The following is a 14360-nucleotide window of genomic DNA, read 5'->3' on the forward strand; positions in this document are numbered from 1 at the left end:
CTGCACCGGCTGAGACACCTCTGAGGAGACAGTGCTGTGACCGGGATCAAGACGACCGGCGAGAAGAAGATGATGTTCTTCTCCGGCCGCGCCCACCCCGAGCTTGCCGAGGAGATCGCTCACGCGCTGGGTGTCGGGGTTGTCCCGACGAAGGCGTTCGATTTCGCCAACGGTGAGATCTATGTGAGGTATCAGGAGTCGGCGCGTGGAGCGGACTGCTTCCTGATCCAGAGCCACACGGCTCCGATCAATAAGTGGATCATGGAGCAGTTGATCATGATCGACGCGCTGAAGCGCGCGTCGGCCCGCTCCATCACCGTCATCGTGCCGTTCTACGGTTACGCGCGGCAGGACAAGAAGCACCGCGGCCGTGAACCGATCTCGGCGCGTCTGGTCGCGGACATGATGAAGACGGCGGGTGCGGACCGCATCCTGGCCGTGGATCTGCACACGGATCAGATCCAGGGTTTCTTCGACGGTCCGGTGGACCATCTGTTCGCGCTGCCGCTGCTGGCGGACTACGTGGGCGCGAAGGTGGACCGGAACAAGCTGACGGTGGTGTCTCCGGACGCGGGCCGGGTGCGGGTCGCGGACCGCTGGTGCGACCGGCTGGGCGCGCCGCTGGCGATCGTGCACAAGCGGCGTGACAAGGACGTGGCGAACCAGGTGACCGTCCACGAGGTGGTCGGTGATGTGGAGGGCCGGATCTGTGTGCTGGTGGACGACATGATCGACACCGGTGGGACGATCTGTGCGGCGGCGGACGCGCTCTTCGCGCACGGTGCGGAGGACGTCATCGTGACGGCGACGCACGGTGTGCTGTCGGGTCCGGCGGCGGACCGGCTGAAGAACTCGAAGGTGAGTGAGTTCGTGTTCACGGACACGCTGCCGACGCCGAGTGAGCTGGAGTTGGACAAGATCACGGTGCTGTCGATCGCGCCGACGATCGCGCGTGCGGTGCGTGAGGTCTTCGAGGACGGTTCGGTGACGAGTCTCTTCGACGAGCAGTCGTAGATCCTTTTGGGCGCGGCCTCCCTGCCGAGTAGACTGTCGAAGTTGCTCGGCGAGGGAGGCCGCGCCCGTTTTCGCTTGCGGGTGTGGCTGTCCGTTATCGACGCGCTCTTCGTAGCAGGCCGTTCGTGGCCGGGTGACCACGTCCGTTCCAGCATTTACGAGGAGTGATCATGTCCGAGGTCAAGATCGTTGCCGAGACGCGCAACGAGTTCGGCAAGGGTGCCGCCCGCCGTATCCGTCGTGACAACAAGGTTCCGGGTGTGCTGTACGGGCACGGTTCCGACCCGATCCACCTGACGTTCCCGGGTCACGAGCTGCTGATGGCGCTGCGTACGCCGAACGTGCTGATCGCGCTGGACATCGACGGCAAGTCCAATGAGCTGGCGATCCCGAAGTCCGTGTCGCGTGACCCGCTGCGTGGCTGGCTGGAGCACGTGGACCTGCAGCTCGTCCAGCGTGGCGAGACGGTCAGCGTGGAGATCTACGTGCAGACCGAGGGTGAGCTGGCGCCGGGCGGCTACCTGCTGGAGTACGTGGTGAACCCGCTGCCGGTCGAGGCCGAGGCGACGCACATCCCGGAGTCGGTCACGGTCTCCGTCGAGGGTCTGGCGGCCGGTGACTCCGTCCTGGCGAAGGACATCCCGCTGCCCAAGGGCACCAAGCTGGCCGTCGACGACGACACGGTGGTCCTCCAGGTGCTGGCCGCGCAGGCCGAGGAGGCCGAGGGCGAGGGTGCCGAGGGCGGCGAGTCCGCCGAGGCCTGATCCTCGGCGTCGTGGCCTCAACCTTCCCCATAGCGCCGGCCGCTGTTTCCTCGTGTTGCGAGGGGGCAGCGGCCGGCGCGTATCCGCGTATCGAGGAGACATGGACGTGACGACGGATTCTGCGGCTCCCTGGCTGATCGCCGGTCTCGGCAATCCGGGGCCGGAGTACGAGCGCAACCGGCACAACGTCGGTTTCATGGTGGTGGATCTGCTGGCGGAGCGGCTCGGGGCGCGGTTCAAGCGGCACGGGAAGGCGCAGGCGCAGGTGGTGGAGGGGCGGCTGGGTCCGCCGGGGCCGGGGAGCCGGCGGGTGGTGCTGGCGAAGCCGATGTCGTACATGAATCTGTCGGGTGGTCCGGTGACGGCGCTGCGGGACTTCTACAAGGTGCCGACGGCGCGGGTGGTGGCGGTCCATGACGAGTTGGACATCGACTTCGGGGTGCTGCGGGTGAAGCTGGCCGGTGGGGACAACGGGCACAACGGGCTGAAGTCGATGACGAAGGCGATGGGGCCGGAGTATCACCGGGTGCGGTGCGGGATCGGGCGGCCGCCGGGGCGGATGCAGGTGGCGGATTTCGTGCTGAAGGACTTCTCGTCGGTGGAGCGCAAGGAGCTGGACTGGTTCGTGGACCGGGCGGCGGACGCGGTGGAGTGTCTGGTGTCGGAGGGGTTGGAGCGGGCGCAGGGGTTGTACAACTCCTGACGTTTCCCCCACCGAGGTTGACCGAGAGTGGGGGCATGGCCAAGGATCGCGGCCATGCCTTCAGCGGTCTCTTCCTCCCAGGGTCCCCGGGCGTCGGCCACCGTGCTGCGCCTCGGGCGCGTCGCGGCGATGGGCGCGGTCACCGTGCTGATCCTGATCGCCGGGGTGTGGGCGTCGTGGGGTACCGCGCAGCACGTGCTGCTGTCCAAGGGCCGGGAGCGCGGCACGGTCGAGGTGACGCGGTGCGGCGGCGGGGTGTGCGGCGGGCCGTACACGCCGGTGTCGGCGGGGTCGCGGGCCCGGGCGCGGGTCGTGCTGGAGGACTCGGTCGCCGTGGCGGAGGGCGAGACGTACTCCGTGGTGCTGAAGCCGGGCGACGGCGGCGAGGCGGTGCGGTCGGGGCCGGGCGGGGTGCTGTACGCGTGGGTGCCGCTGGGCGGTGCGCTGCTGCTGGCGTCGGTGGTGGTGGCGGGCGGGCTGCGGCGGACCCGGGCGGCGTGGGTGCTGGCCGGGTCGGGTGTGGCGCTGCTGACGGCCACGTACGTGGTGATCTGAAGCGGGGTGGGAAAGGGCGCTGCCCCCGGGCCGGACGGCTCGGGGGCAGCGCCCTTTCTCGATGTGCGGTGCGCGGTGCGGGTCAGCCGGTGTTGCGCAGGCCGGCGGCGACTCCGTTGACGGTGAGCAGCAGGGCGCGGGCGAGCAGCGGGTCGGGTTCCTGGTCGCCGGCGGCGGCGTCGCGCTGCCGCTTGAGCAGGGCGACCTGGAGGTAGGAGATCGGGTCGAGGTAGGCGTCGCGGACGGTGAAGGTCTGCTTCAGGACGGGCTGGGCGTCGAGGAGTTCACTCTCGCCGGTGATCTTGAGGACTTCGGCGACGGTGAGTTCGTGTTCGGCCCTGATGGTGTCGAAGACGTGCTTCAGTTCGTCGGGGACGAGGGTGTCGACGTAGTGCTGGGCGATGCGCAGGTCGGTCTTGGCCAGGGTCATCTCGACGTTGGAGATGAAGTTCTGGAAGAAGTGCCACTGCCCGTGCATCTCGTCGAGCACGGTGTCCCCTTCCGGCCGCAGACCCGCCTCGCGCAGCGCCTTGAGTCCCGAGCCGACGCCGAACCAGCCGGGGACGATCTGCCGGGACTGGGTCCAGCCGAACACCCAGGGGATGGCGCGCAGTCCGTCGAGTCCGGCGCCGGAGTCGGGCCGGCGGGAGGGCCGGGAGCCGAGGTGGAGGTCGGCGAGCTGGTCGACGGGGGTGGAGGCGAAGAAGTACGAGGGCAGGTCGGGGTCCTCGACCAGCTTGCGGTAGGCGGTGTGGGCGGCGTCGGAGACGACGTCCATCGCGGCGTCCCAGCGGGCGAGGGCCTCGTCGGACTGGCGGGGGGCGGTGTGCAGGGCGGAGGCCTGGAGGGTGGCGGCGACCGTCAGTTCCAGGTTCTCCCGGGCCAGCGACGGCACGAGGTACTTGTCGGAGATGACCTCGCCCTGCTCCGTCACCTTGATCTCGCCCTCCAGGGTGCCCCAGGGCTGGGCGAGGATCGCGTCGTGCGAGGGGCCGCCGCCGCGGCCGACGGTGCCGCCGCGGCCGTGGAAGAGGCGCAGGCGCACCCCGTAGCGGTGGGCGACGTCGCGCAGCCGGCGCTGGGCGCGGTGGATCTCCCACTGGGAGGTGGTGATGCCGCCGAACTTGGAGGAGTCGGAGTAGCCGAGCATGACCTCCTGGACGTCGCCCCGCAGCGCGACCAGGCGCCGGTAGGACGGGTCGGAGAGCAGGTCCTCCAGGATGGTGTCGGCGGCCTTCAGCTCGTCGGTGGTCTCCAGGAGCGGCACGATGCCGATCTTGGCCCAGCCGGCGTGCAGGTCGAGCAGGCCGGCCTCGCGGGCGAGGACGGCGGCGGCGAACACGTCGTCGGCGCCCTGGCACATGGAGATGATGTACGACTCGATGACCTCGGGTCCGAAGATCGCCAGGGCGCGCCGTACGGTGCGGAAGACGCCGAGGGTCTTCTCGCCGGCGGCGTCCACGGGTGCGGGCGTCGGGGCCAGCGGGCGCCTGCTGCGCAGTTCCTTGGCGAGGAGCTTGGCGCGGTACTCGCGGGGCATGTCGGCGTAGCGCCAGGACTCCTCGCCGAGCCGGTCGAAGAGCTGGCCGAGGGCGTGGTGGTGGGCGTCGGCGTGTTCGCGGACGTCCATGGTGGCGAGCTGGAGGCCGAAGGCGGCCAGGGTGCGGATGGTGCGGGCGAGGCGGCCGTCGGCGAAGAGGGCGCCGCGGTGCTCGCGCAGGGAGGTCTGGATGATCCGCAGGTCTTCGAGGAGTTCGGCGGTGCCGAGGTAGTCGCGGCCGTCCTCGTGCGGGGTGCTCCGGGCCAGGCGGGCCTTGGTGTTCTCCAGCTTCTGCCGGATGGCGGTGGCCTTGAGGCGGTAGGGCTCCTCGGAGTTCAGGCGCTTGTAGCGGGGGCTGATCTCGGGGAGCCGTTCCAGGTCGGCCTTGAGCGAGCCCAGCAGTTCCTCGGTCGCTCCGGTGTAGCGGATGGAGTTCGACAGGAAGCCGCGCAGCTCGTCGATCATCTCCAGGGCGTCGTTGATGCCGTGTTCGTGCTGGAGGATCAGGACGTCCCAGGTGACCTGGGGGGTGACGTTGGGGTTGCCGTCGCGGTCGCCGCCGATCCAGGTGCCGAAGGTGAGCGGGCGGGTGCCGTCGGGGAGCTTGACGCCGACGCGTTCCAGTTCGGCGGTGAGGTCCTCCAGGACGTCGCCGACGGCGCCGGCGTGCAGTTCGTCGAGGTAGTAGATGGCGTTGCGGGCCTCGTCCGCCGGTTCGGGGCGTACGACGCGCAGTTCGTCGGTCTGCCAGACGAGGTCGATGTTCTCGGCGAGGCGGGTGTCCAGGCGGCGCCGGTCGGACTCGATGACGGGGGTGTCGAGGAGGGCGGCGATGCGGCGCAGCTTGTTGAGGACCGAGCGGCGGGCGGCCTCGGTGGGGTGGGCCGTGAAGACGGGCCGCACGTTGAGGTTGGCGGCGGTCGCGCGCAGGTGCTCGGGGTCGGCGTCCTTCAGCCGGTCGGCGGTGCGGGCGAGCAGGCCGCCCTCGGCGGCGCGGCGGGCGCGCAGCTCGCGGCCGCGGTGCACCTGTTCGGTGACGTTGGCGAGGTGGAAGTAGGTGGAGAAGGCGCGGACCAGCTTGGCCGCGGTGTCCAGTTCGGTACCGCGCAGCAGTTCCGCTGCGGCCTCGCCGTCCTCGCGCGTGAGGCGGCGTACCTTCTCGACGAGTTCCAGCAGCTCGGGGCCCTCCTGCCGGACGAGGGTCTCTCCGAGGAGATCGCCCAGCCGGCGGATGTCGGCGCGCAGCTCGGTGCTGCTGTTCGTCGTCGTGCTCTGGTCGTCGGCACTGCTCACAGGTGCGGCTCCTTGCAGTGTTGAAGCTCGTCCGGGAGGGAACCCGAACGCCGTCTCCGGCGGCGGGTGCCGCTTACGGGGCCGGACGTCCGGGAAAGAGTCAGAGCGGACCGCGCTGTCCGACCGACTCCCAGGATAGGTGTCCACCCGGACGCGCAGGCTCACGGGCTCTTGCCGGGGAGCTACGCACTGCCATACTTACGTCGCCGTAGGTTACGGAACCGTAGGAAGTACGCACGCTGTCCACGGCCCGGCACCGGCCTCGACCCCCGACCCTGTCAGAGGACACGCATGACCATGAGTTCCGATGTGATCCCAGACGTTCCGACGGCATCCGACGGCTCCGCGGCGCCCTCCGCGACGCTGGGCGGCGAGCAGAAGCGTTCGATCGAGCAGATCACCCTGCTGCTCTTCATCACCGTCCCGTTCCTCGCGCTGGTGGCGGCGGTGCCGCTGGCGTGGGGGTGGGGTGTGAGCTGGCTGGACCTGGGGCTGCTGGTCTTCTTCTACTTCCTCGGCTGCCACGGCATCACCATCGGCTTCCACCGGCACTTCACCCATGGTTCCTTCAAGGCGAAGCGGCCGTTGAAGATCGCGTTGGCGATCGCGGGTTCGATGGCGGTGGAGGGGCCGCTGGTGCGGTGGGTGGCCGACCATCGCAAGCACCACAGGTTCTCCGACGCCGAGGGTGACCCGCACTCGCCGTGGCGGTACGGGGAGACGGTGCCGGCCCTGATGAAGGGGTTGTGGTGGGCGCACGTCGCCTGGATGTTCGACGAGGAGCAGACCTCGCAGGAGAAGTACGCGCCGGATCTGATCAAGGACCCGGCGCTGCGGGTGATCTCCCGGACGTTCATCCTGTGGACGCTGTTGTCGCTGGCCCTGCCGCCGCTGATCGGTGGTCTGGCCACGATGTCCTGGTGGGGCGCGTTCACCGGGTTCTTCTGGGGTTCACTCGTGCGGGTGGCGCTGCTGCACCACGTGACCTGGTCGATCAACTCCATCTGCCACGCGGTCGGCAAGCGGCCGTTCAAGTCGCGGGACCGCTCGGGCAACGTGTGGTGGCTCGCGGTCCTGTCCTGCGGTGAGTCCTGGCACAACCTGCACCACGCGGACCCGACGTCGGCGCGGCACGGGGTGGAGCGCGGGCAGGTCGACTCCTCGGCGCGGTTCATCCGTCTCTTCGAGCTGTGCGGGTGGGCGTACGACGTGCGCTGGCCGTCACGCTCGCGTATCGATTCGCGCCGTCACACGGTGCAAGACGGCTCCCGGCCCCGGACGGAGACCGCCGAGGCGGCATGATTGGTGTCGTGGCGACCGACTCCAGCAGCACCCCGAGCAATGACAAGCCGCGGCGCGTACGGCGCACCCGCATGACCGGTGCCGAGCGTCGCGAGCAGTTGCTGGAGATCGGTCGCACGCTTTTCGCCGCGAAGGGTTTCGAGGGCACGTCGGTGGAGGAGATCGCGGCGAAGGCCGGGGTGTCCAAGCCGATGGTGTACGAGCACTTCGGCGGCAAGGAGGGGCTGTACGCGGTGGTGGTGGACCGGGAGATGCGCCGTCTGCTGGACATGGTGACGAGTTCGCTCACCGCCGGGCACCCCCGGGAGCTGTGCGAGCAGGCCGCGTTCGCCCTGCTGGACTACATCGAGGAGTACACGGACGGTTTCCGCATCCTGGTCCGTGACTCCCCGATCCCGCAGTCCACGGGTTCCTTCGCCTCTCTCATCTCGGACATCGCCACGCAGGTGGAGGACATCCTGGGCCGCGAGTTCAAGAACCGCGGCTTCGACTCCAAGCTGGCCCCGCTCTACGCCCAGGCCCTGGTGGGCATGGTCGCGCTGACCGGTCAGTGGTGGCTGGACGTCCGCCGTCCGAAGAAGGCGGAGGTGGCGGCCCACCTGGTCAATCTGGCCTGGCACGGCCTGGACGGGCTGAACCAGAAGCCGCGGCTGATCGGTCACCGGAAGAACTGAGGCCCGGGTGCCGGGCCGGTGCCGGGTGCCGGAGAGGCCGGGTTCAGGAGGAGCCCGGTTCAGGAGGGGCCGGTCCGGCCGGTCTCCTTGCGGGCCACCGCGAACACCCTGCGGAACGGGAACGGGGTGCCGTGCGGGCCCGGTGGATAGGCGGTGCGCAGGGCGTCGCGGTACCGGTCCAGGAACGCGTCCCGGCGTTCCGGGGCGTCGTCGAGGGCCGTGAGGACGGGGCGCAGGGTGGTGCCCCCGACCCAGTCCAGTACGGGGTCCTCGCCGGTCAGCAGGTGGATGTAGGTCGTCTCCCAGGCGTCGACGGTGCAGCCGAGGCCGGTGAGGCGGGCCAGGTACTCCTCGGGGGTGTGGACGGTGTCGGTGCGGTGCGCGGTGCCGTCGGGGGCCAGCCGGCGCAGCAGGCGGTGGCTGGGGGCGTCGAAGTTGCCGGGTACCTGGAAGGCGAGGACGCCGCCGGGGGCGAGTGCGGCGATCCAGCCGGCGAAGAGGTCGGTGTGGCCGGGGATCCAGTGCAGGGTGGCGTTGCTGAGGATCAGGTCGTGCGGCTCGGCGGGGGTCCAGGTGCGGACGTCGGTGGTCGCGAAGTCGAGGCGGCCGCCGCCCGGGGTGGGACCGGCCCCCGCGCGGGCCCGTTCGAGCATCTCGGGGGAGTTGTCGTGGCCGGTGACGTGGGCGGTGGGCCAGCGGGCGGTGAGCAAGGCGGTGGCGTTGCCCGGTCCGCAGCCGAGGTCGGCGATCCGGGGTGCCCGCGCGGGCAGGTCCGGGACCCGGGCGAGCAGGTCGGCGAAGGGGCGGGCGCGGTGGCCGGCGTGGCGCAGGTACCGGGCGGGGTCCCAGGCGGGGGTGGTGTCGGGCATGGGGCGGACCTCCCGGGGGATGGTGGCGGTACGGGACCGGGTGCTGCTCCAGGCTCACCCGCACCTCTCTTGACGTCAAGAGACTTCACGTCGACACAACCACTACACTGATCGACATGGAGGACGAGGTCGATCGGCTGGTCGCTGCGTGGCGCCGGGAGCGCCCGGACCTCGACGTGGAACCGCTCGAAGTGCTGAGCCGGGTCAGCAGACTGGCCCGGCACCTGGACCGCGCCCGCCGGCTGGCCTTCGCCGAGCACCAGTTGGAGCCGTGGGAGTTCGACGTGCTCACCGCGCTGCGCCGCGCGGGCACCCCGTACCAGCTCTCGCCGGGGCAGTTGCTCACCCAGACCCTGGTCACCTCGGGCACCATGACCAACCGCATCGACCGGCTGGCCCACAAGAGCCTGGTGGAACGCCTGCCCGACCCCAGTGACCGGCGCGGCGTGCTGGTCCGGCTCACCGCCGAGGGCCGGGACCGCGCCGACCAGGCCCTGGCCGGCCTGCTCGACCAGGAGCGGGCCATCCTCGCGGAGCTGTCCCGCGCCCAGCGCGGCGAGCTGGCGGGACTGCTACGCCAGTTGACCGCCCCGTTCGACAACATCCCCGGATAGGTCGACCGGACCCACCCCGGCCCGCCGGGCGAGCGCGACGGCGGCGAGGGTGGAGTGGACGCCGAGCTTGCCGAGGACGTTCTGCATATGGGTGCGGACCGTGTGCGGGGAGAGGAACAGCCGCTCGGCGACGGCCTTGCGGCCGAGCCCCGCGACCATGCACCGCAGCACCTCCCGCTCGCGCGGCGTCAGCGACTCCACCAGCAGCTCGCTCTCGGTGCGGTGCTTGCGGGCGGCGGTCAGCTCGCGCAGCACGCCGGTGAGCAGGGCGGGCGGCAGGTGCGTCTCGTCGCGCAGCACTCCCCGGATCACGGTGAGCAGCCGGGACAGCGAGCAGTCCTTCGCCACCCAGCCACCGGCGCCGGCCTGGAGGGCGAGCGCCGCCCGCCGCGGGTCGTCCTTCTCGGCGAGGACGACGGTCCGTACCCCTGGCTGCGCCGACCGTACCCCCGTGACCAGCGAGATCCCGTCGACCAGTCCGTCCTCGCCGTCGTCCCGCACGGGACCGGCGGGCCGCATGGCGGCCACGTTGCCGCCGAGGTCGGCGTCGACGAGGAGCACGTCGTACCGCCGTCCCTCGGCCGTCGCCCGCTCCATGCAGCGCAGCGCGGCCGGGCCGCTGCCCGCCGCGGAGACGTCGACGTCCGGTTCGGCGGCCAGTGCCGCCGCGAGGGACTCGGCGAAGATGCGATGGTCGTCGACGACCAGGACTCGGATGCGAACCACGTGACCCCCTTCCCCAGGCTCCCTCGGGAGCAGGGGATCTCCCTCTTCACAAGACGACAGCAGAGCGGGTACGGAGCCCGCTTCCCGTATCCGTGCACACGTCTGACGCTGCGTCCGACGCCGTGGCCGGGGACGGATCGCCACCGCCGCGCGACCGCCGTCGCGCAGTGACCGCTACCCCGCACCGGGCGCCGTACCCGACTGTCTCGCCCCCTGAACGGCACCGGCCCCCACCGGTGCTGTGCAACAGGGTACGGACGAAGGGCGGGAGCGGAAGAGTATTTGCAGAACTGGCGGCCCGGCACGTTTATGGTGTGCCGCATGTTTGTTCTTGAGACAGAAGTCGACAAAATCCGGCGAGAAATGCTGCGCACACGGCTGCTGGAGACGAACACCAGGGCCTCACCGGTCCTGCGCGCGTTGCGCGGAACCCCTCACGAACGCGAAGTGCCGCTGCACGTGTGGCTGATGGACCCGGACCGGGACCCGGCAGAGGGGCCGGCCGGCGGACTGGCCGGCGGACTGGTCGGTCACACGTGGACGAGCTGGCTGCACGTGACGTACCTGTGGGTGGACGAGCGGCACCGGGGCGCGGGCCTCGGCTCCCGTCTGCTGGACCGGGCGGAGCAGGTCGCGCGCCGCGAGCGGGGCTGCCGGGCCGTGCGCCTGGAGACGTGGGACTTCCAGGCGCCGGACTTCTACCGGAAGCAGGGATACGAGGTGGTGTCCGTGATCGAGGACTACCCGCCGGGCGTCACGGAGTACGGCCTGGTGAAACGCCTGGCCTGAAGGCCGGGGCGGCCCGGTCGGGCCGGGATCACCGGCGCGCCGCGCGGGAGGCCGGCGCGGTCGGTGAACCCGGCGCCGCTCACGCCCGGCGCAGTCGGCGGGCGCCCGGGGACGGCACCGCCTCGAAGACGCGGGGGGTGCGGAAACCGGCCTTCGCGAACGCCCGCGTCACCGCCTCGGTGAGCGTGTCCACCGCCGCGGCCTCGGTCAGCACGATCGCCGAGCCGCCGAAACCGCCGCCCGTCATCCGGGCGCCGAGGGCGCCGGCGGCCGAGGCGGTGTCGACCACCAGGTCCAGTTCGGGGCAGGAGATGCGGAAGTCGTCGCGCAGGGAGGCGTGGCCCTCGTAGAGGACCGGCCCGATGGCGCGGGTCTCCCCGGACTCCAGCAGGGCGACGGCCCGTTCGACCCGCTGGTCCTCGGTGACGACGTGCCGGACCAGACGGAGCGCCTCCTCGTCGTCGGCGAGCCGCTCCAGGGCCTCGTCCAGGGCGTCGTAGGGCACGTCCCGCAGGGCGTCGACACCGAGGAGGGCGGCGCCGCGCTCGCAGCCCGCGCGCCGCTTGCCGTACTCGCCCTCGCTGTGCGAGTGCTTGACCCGGGTGTCCACCACCAGCAGGCGCAGGCCCTCGGCGGCCAGGTCGAAGGGAATCTGCCGCTGCGCGAGGTCGCGGGTGTCCAGGAAGAGGGCGTGCCCGGCCTCGCAGCAGGCGGAGGCCGTCTGGTCCATGATGCCGACCGGGGCGCCGACGTAGACGTTCTCCGCGCGCTGGCACAGGCGGGCGAGCTGCCAGCCGCGCAGTTCCAGGCCGAACAGGTCGTTCAGGGCGAGGGCGACGACGACCTCCAGGGCCGCCGAGGAGGAGAGCCCGGCGCCCGCCGGGACCGTCGAGGCGAGGTGGATGTCGGCGCCGGTCACCTCGTGCCCGGCCTCGCGCAGCGCCCAGACGACACCCGAGGGGTACGCCGTCCAGCCCTTGTCCGACTCGGGCAGGAGGTCGGCCACGCGCAGTTCGGCCACACCGGCGTCGATGTCCGCCGAGTGCAGGCGCAGGACGCCGTCGTCGCGCCGGGAGACGGCCGCCACCGCCTGGTGCGGCAGGGCGAACGGCATGACGAAGCCGTCGTTGTAGTCGGTGTGCTCGCCGATGAGGTTGACCCGGCCGGGGGCCGCCCACACCCCTTCCGGTCCGGCCCCGTACAGCTCCCGGAACCGTCCGGCGACCGCCTGCGCGACCGCGGCGACATCCTCGCTCATGCCCTGACCCCTGCCCTCTTCGTACCTGTTACCGACCACTGACGACCGGCCGCTGACGACCGGCCGTGTCACGCACCTCGGCGCGCGAACTCCCACGCGTCCGCGACGATGTCCGCGAGGTCCGCGCGGGACGGGTTCCAGCCCAGCTTCTCGCGGGCGGTGGCGGCCGACGCCACCAGGGTCGCCGGATCGCCGCCCCGGCGCGGGGCCACGACCTCGGGGATCGGGTGGCCCGTCACCCGGCGGACGGTCTCGATCACCTCGCGGACCGAGAAGCCGTTGCCGTTGCCGAGGTTGCAGATCAGGTGCTCGCCCGGCGCGGCGGCGGCCAGCGCCAGCAGGTGCGCCTCGGCGAGGTCGGCGACGTGGATGTAGTCGCGCACGCAGGTGCCGTCCGGCGTCGGGTAGTCGTCGCCGTAGACGGAGATGGCGTCCCGGCGGCCCTGGGCGACCTGGAGGACCAGCGGAATGAGGTGCGACTCGGGGTCGTGCCGCTCGCCGCACTGCCCGTAGGCGCCCGCCACGTTGAAGTACCGCAGTGACACCGCGCCCAGGCCGTGGGCGGCCGCCTCGCCGCTGATCATGTGGTCGACGGCGAGCTTGGAGGCGCCGTAGGGGTTGGTGGGGGCGGTCGGCGCCGACTCGACGATCGGGACCCGCTCCGGCTCCCCGTAGGTCGCCGCCGTCGAGGAGAAGACCAGGGTGCGCACGCCCGCCGCGCGCATGGCGCCGAGCAGCGCCATGGTGCCGCCGACGTTGTTCTCCCAGTACTTCTCCGGCTGCACCACCGACTCGCCGACCTGCGAGAACGCGGCGAAGTGCAGCACCCCGTCGAAGGAGGCGTCCAGCCACTTGGCGGCGTCGCGGATGTCACCCTCGACGAAGGACGCCCCGGCCGGCACACCCTCGCGGAAACCCGTCGACAGGTTGTCCAGGACGACCACCTCGTGGCCGGCCTCCAGCAGGTGCTGGGCGACCACGCTGCCGACGTATCCCGCGCCACCCGTGACCAGGTACTTACCGCTCATGAACTCGCTACCTCTCGCAGTCGCTCGGCCGCGGTCTCCGGCGGCACGTCGTTGATGAACACGTTCATGCCGGACTCGGACCCCGCGAGGAACTTCAGCTTGCCGGACGTACGGCGAATGGTGAAAAGCTCAAGGTGCAGCGCGAAGTCGTCCCGCGTCACCCCTTCGCACTCCGCCGACTGCCCGAACGGCGCCTGGTGCCAGGCCGCGATGTAGGGCGTGGGCGGCTCGTCCGGTCCGAAGATCCGGTCGAAGCGCCGCAGGAGTTCCAGATAGACCCGGGGAAACTCGGTGCGCGCCGCCTCGCCGAGGGCGAGCAGATCGGGCACCCGCCGCTTCGGGTAGAGGTGCACCTCGTAGGGCCAGTGCGCGGCGTACGGCACGAAGGCGGCCCAGTGCTCGCCCTCCAGGACCAGCCGTTCGCCCGCCAGTTCCCGGGCCAGCACGGTGTCGAAGAGGTTCTCCCCGCCGGCCGCCTCCTTGTGGGCGGCCACCTGGCGCAACATCAGGGCGGTGCGAGGCGTGGTGAAGGGGTAGGCGTAGATCTGCCCATGAGGGTGACCCAGTGTCACCCCGATCTCGGCGCCCCGGTTCTCGAAACAGAACACCTGCTCAACGGAGGGCAGATGCGACAGCTCCGCCGTGCGGTCCGTCCACGCGTCCAGCACCAGACGGGCCTGCTCCTCGCTGAGCGAGGCGAAGGACGCCTGGTGGTCGGAGGTGAAGCAGACGACCTCGCAGCGTCCGGAGTCGCCGGCCAGCGAGGGGAAACGGTTCTCGAAGACCACGACGTCGTACGACGAGTCCGGGATCTCGCTCAGCCGGTCGCCCCGGGTGGGGCACAGCGGGCACTGGTCGGCCGGCGGGTGGTACGTACGTCCCTGCCGGTGCGAGGCGACGGCGACCGCGTCCCCCAGCAGCACGTCCCGCCGGATCTGCGAGGAGGTGACGGTCGGTTCCAGCGGCCGGCGGTCCACGGCGTCCCGCACGGTGTCGTCGCGCAGGTCGTAGTAGATCAGCTCGCGGCCGTCGGCCAGCCGGGTCGAGGTCTTCTTCACTGTCCGGACTCCCTACACCCACCACTGCACCCACCGAGGACCCAACACAATCAAACATAACACAACAGAACCAACCCGACCGGCGTTCATCACAATCAAACAAAGAACCTCACCGGAAGTGTTCAATATCTGAACGCGGAGGCGTAGGTTCCGCTCCGGATCAGTTCACGCAA

14 protein-coding genes are annotated in these 14360 nt (G+C 70.9%); 8 read left to right on the forward strand and 6 right to left on the reverse strand.

From position 1 onward, the window contains the following. The first annotated feature begins 36 nt into the window (after nt 1–36). The 4 genes from ABEB00_RS19045 (at nt 37) to ABEB00_RS19060 (ending at nt 3036) form a co-directional block, all read left to right on the forward strand. The gene (locus ABEB00_RS19045) at nt 37–1014 is read left to right on the forward strand and encodes a ribose-phosphate diphosphokinase (RefSeq protein WP_345621028.1); all 978 of its coding nucleotides are present in this window, start codon (nt 37–39) and stop codon (nt 1012–1014) included. Between the two features lie 170 nt (nt 1015–1184). After that, nucleotides 1185–1778: a 50S ribosomal protein L25/general stress protein Ctc gene (locus ABEB00_RS19050; protein ID WP_345621030.1), complete on the forward strand. Its 594-nt coding sequence runs from the start codon at nt 1185–1187 to the stop codon at nt 1776–1778. A 100-nt stretch (nt 1779–1878) separates the two neighbouring features. Next, complete coding sequence (gene pth, locus ABEB00_RS19055) at nt 1879–2481, forward strand: aminoacyl-tRNA hydrolase (protein ID WP_345621031.1); 603 nt, start codon at nt 1879–1881, stop codon at nt 2479–2481. Between the two features lie 54 nt (nt 2482–2535). After that, on the forward strand, nt 2536–3036 hold the full coding sequence (locus tag ABEB00_RS19060) for a hypothetical protein (protein ID WP_345621032.1): 501 nt from the start codon (nt 2536–2538) through the stop codon (nt 3034–3036). A gap of 82 nt (nt 3037–3118) precedes the next feature. On the opposite strand, the gene ppc is transcribed toward ABEB00_RS19060, so the two are convergent. Continuing rightward, on the reverse strand, nt 3119–5869 hold the full coding sequence (gene ppc / locus ABEB00_RS19065) for a phosphoenolpyruvate carboxylase (RefSeq protein ID WP_345621033.1): 2751 nt from the start codon (nt 5867–5869) through the stop codon (nt 3119–3121). Nucleotides 5870–6160: 291 nt separating this feature from the next. Between ppc and ABEB00_RS19070 the strand changes: the two genes are divergently transcribed. Together ABEB00_RS19070 and ABEB00_RS19075 are read left to right on the forward strand one after the other, a co-directional pair. Further along, complete coding sequence (locus ABEB00_RS19070; RefSeq protein ID WP_345621034.1) at nt 6161–7171, forward strand: acyl-CoA desaturase; 1011 nt, start codon at nt 6161–6163, stop codon at nt 7169–7171. After that, nucleotides 7168–7845 carry a TetR family transcriptional regulator gene (locus tag ABEB00_RS19075; protein WP_345621035.1) on the forward strand — a complete coding sequence of 226 codons (678 nt, stop codon included), beginning with the start codon at nt 7168–7170 and terminating at the stop codon, nt 7843–7845. Before ABEB00_RS19070 ends, ABEB00_RS19075 begins: the two co-directional genes overlap by 4 nt. Before the next feature lie 59 nt (nt 7846–7904). On the opposite strand, the gene ABEB00_RS19080 is transcribed toward ABEB00_RS19075, so the two are convergent. Further along, on the reverse strand, nt 7905–8714 hold the full coding sequence (locus ABEB00_RS19080) for a trans-aconitate 2-methyltransferase (protein ID WP_345621036.1): 810 nt from the start codon (nt 8712–8714) through the stop codon (nt 7905–7907). A gap of 116 nt (nt 8715–8830) precedes the next feature. Between ABEB00_RS19080 and ABEB00_RS19085 the strand changes: the two genes are divergently transcribed. After that, complete coding sequence (locus tag ABEB00_RS19085) at nt 8831–9328, forward strand: MarR family winged helix-turn-helix transcriptional regulator (RefSeq protein ID WP_345621037.1); 498 nt, start codon at nt 8831–8833, stop codon at nt 9326–9328. Here the strand turns inward: ABEB00_RS19085 and ABEB00_RS19090 are convergent. Beyond that, nucleotides 9287–10054 carry a response regulator transcription factor gene (locus tag ABEB00_RS19090; protein ID WP_345621038.1) on the reverse strand — a complete coding sequence of 256 codons (768 nt, stop codon included), beginning with the start codon at nt 10052–10054 and terminating at the stop codon, nt 9287–9289. The genes ABEB00_RS19085 and ABEB00_RS19090 overlap by 42 nt on opposite strands. A 309-nt stretch (nt 10055–10363) precedes the next feature. Here ABEB00_RS19090 and ABEB00_RS19095 point away from each other — a divergent pair, with 309 nt between their 5' ends. Further along, the gene (locus ABEB00_RS19095) at nt 10364–10843 is read left to right on the forward strand and encodes a GNAT family N-acetyltransferase (RefSeq protein ID WP_345621086.1); all 480 of its coding nucleotides are present in this window, start codon (nt 10364–10366) and stop codon (nt 10841–10843) included. A gap of 79 nt (nt 10844–10922) precedes the next feature. On the opposite strand, the gene galK is transcribed toward ABEB00_RS19095, so the two are convergent. From galK to galT, 3 genes are all read right to left on the reverse strand, one after another. Beyond that, entirely contained in the window at nt 10923–12101 is a 1179-nt protein-coding gene (galK, locus tag ABEB00_RS19100) for a galactokinase (protein WP_345621040.1), read from the reverse strand. Nucleotides 12102–12169: 68 nt separating this feature from the next. After that, entirely contained in the window at nt 12170–13129 is a 960-nt protein-coding gene (gene galE / locus ABEB00_RS19105; protein ID WP_345621041.1) for a UDP-glucose 4-epimerase GalE, read from the reverse strand. Continuing rightward, a complete protein-coding gene (galT, locus tag ABEB00_RS19110; RefSeq protein ID WP_345621042.1) occupies nt 13126–14187 on the reverse strand; it encodes a galactose-1-phosphate uridylyltransferase in 1062 nt (353 codons plus the stop codon). The genes galE and galT overlap by 4 nt, the downstream gene beginning before the upstream one ends. Nucleotides 14188–14360: the final 173 nt, after the last annotated feature.

The organism is Streptomyces ziwulingensis, assembly GCF_039542605.1.
Classification (GTDB): Bacteria; Actinomycetota; Actinomycetes; order Streptomycetales; family Streptomycetaceae; genus Streptomyces; species Streptomyces ziwulingensis.

Excerpts from the sequence above, each read along its gene's own strand:
- galK (WP_345621040.1), bottom strand. The coding sequence starts at position 12,101 with ATGAGCGAGGATGTCGCCGCGGTCGCGCAGGCGGTCGCCGGACGGTTC.
- galE (WP_345621041.1), bottom strand. The coding sequence starts at position 13,129 with ATGAGCGGTAAGTACCTGGTCACGGGTGGCGCGGGATACGTCGGCAGC.
- pth (WP_345621031.1), top strand. The coding sequence starts at position 1,879 with ATGGACGTGACGACGGATTCTGCGGCTCCCTGGCTGATCGCCGGTCTC.
- ABEB00_RS19080 (WP_345621036.1), bottom strand. The coding sequence starts at position 8,714 with ATGCCCGACACCACCCCCGCCTGGGACCCCGCCCGGTACCTGCGCCAC.
- ABEB00_RS19075 (WP_345621035.1), top strand. The coding sequence starts at position 7,168 with ATGATTGGTGTCGTGGCGACCGACTCCAGCAGCACCCCGAGCAATGAC.
- ABEB00_RS19085 (WP_345621037.1), top strand. The coding sequence starts at position 8,831 with ATGGAGGACGAGGTCGATCGGCTGGTCGCTGCGTGGCGCCGGGAGCGC.
- ABEB00_RS19095 (WP_345621086.1), top strand. The coding sequence starts at position 10,364 with ATGGTGTGCCGCATGTTTGTTCTTGAGACAGAAGTCGACAAAATCCGG.
- ABEB00_RS19070 (WP_345621034.1), top strand. The coding sequence starts at position 6,161 with ATGACCATGAGTTCCGATGTGATCCCAGACGTTCCGACGGCATCCGAC.
- ABEB00_RS19060 (WP_345621032.1), top strand. The coding sequence starts at position 2,536 with ATGCCTTCAGCGGTCTCTTCCTCCCAGGGTCCCCGGGCGTCGGCCACC.
- ABEB00_RS19050 (WP_345621030.1), top strand. The coding sequence starts at position 1,185 with ATGTCCGAGGTCAAGATCGTTGCCGAGACGCGCAACGAGTTCGGCAAG.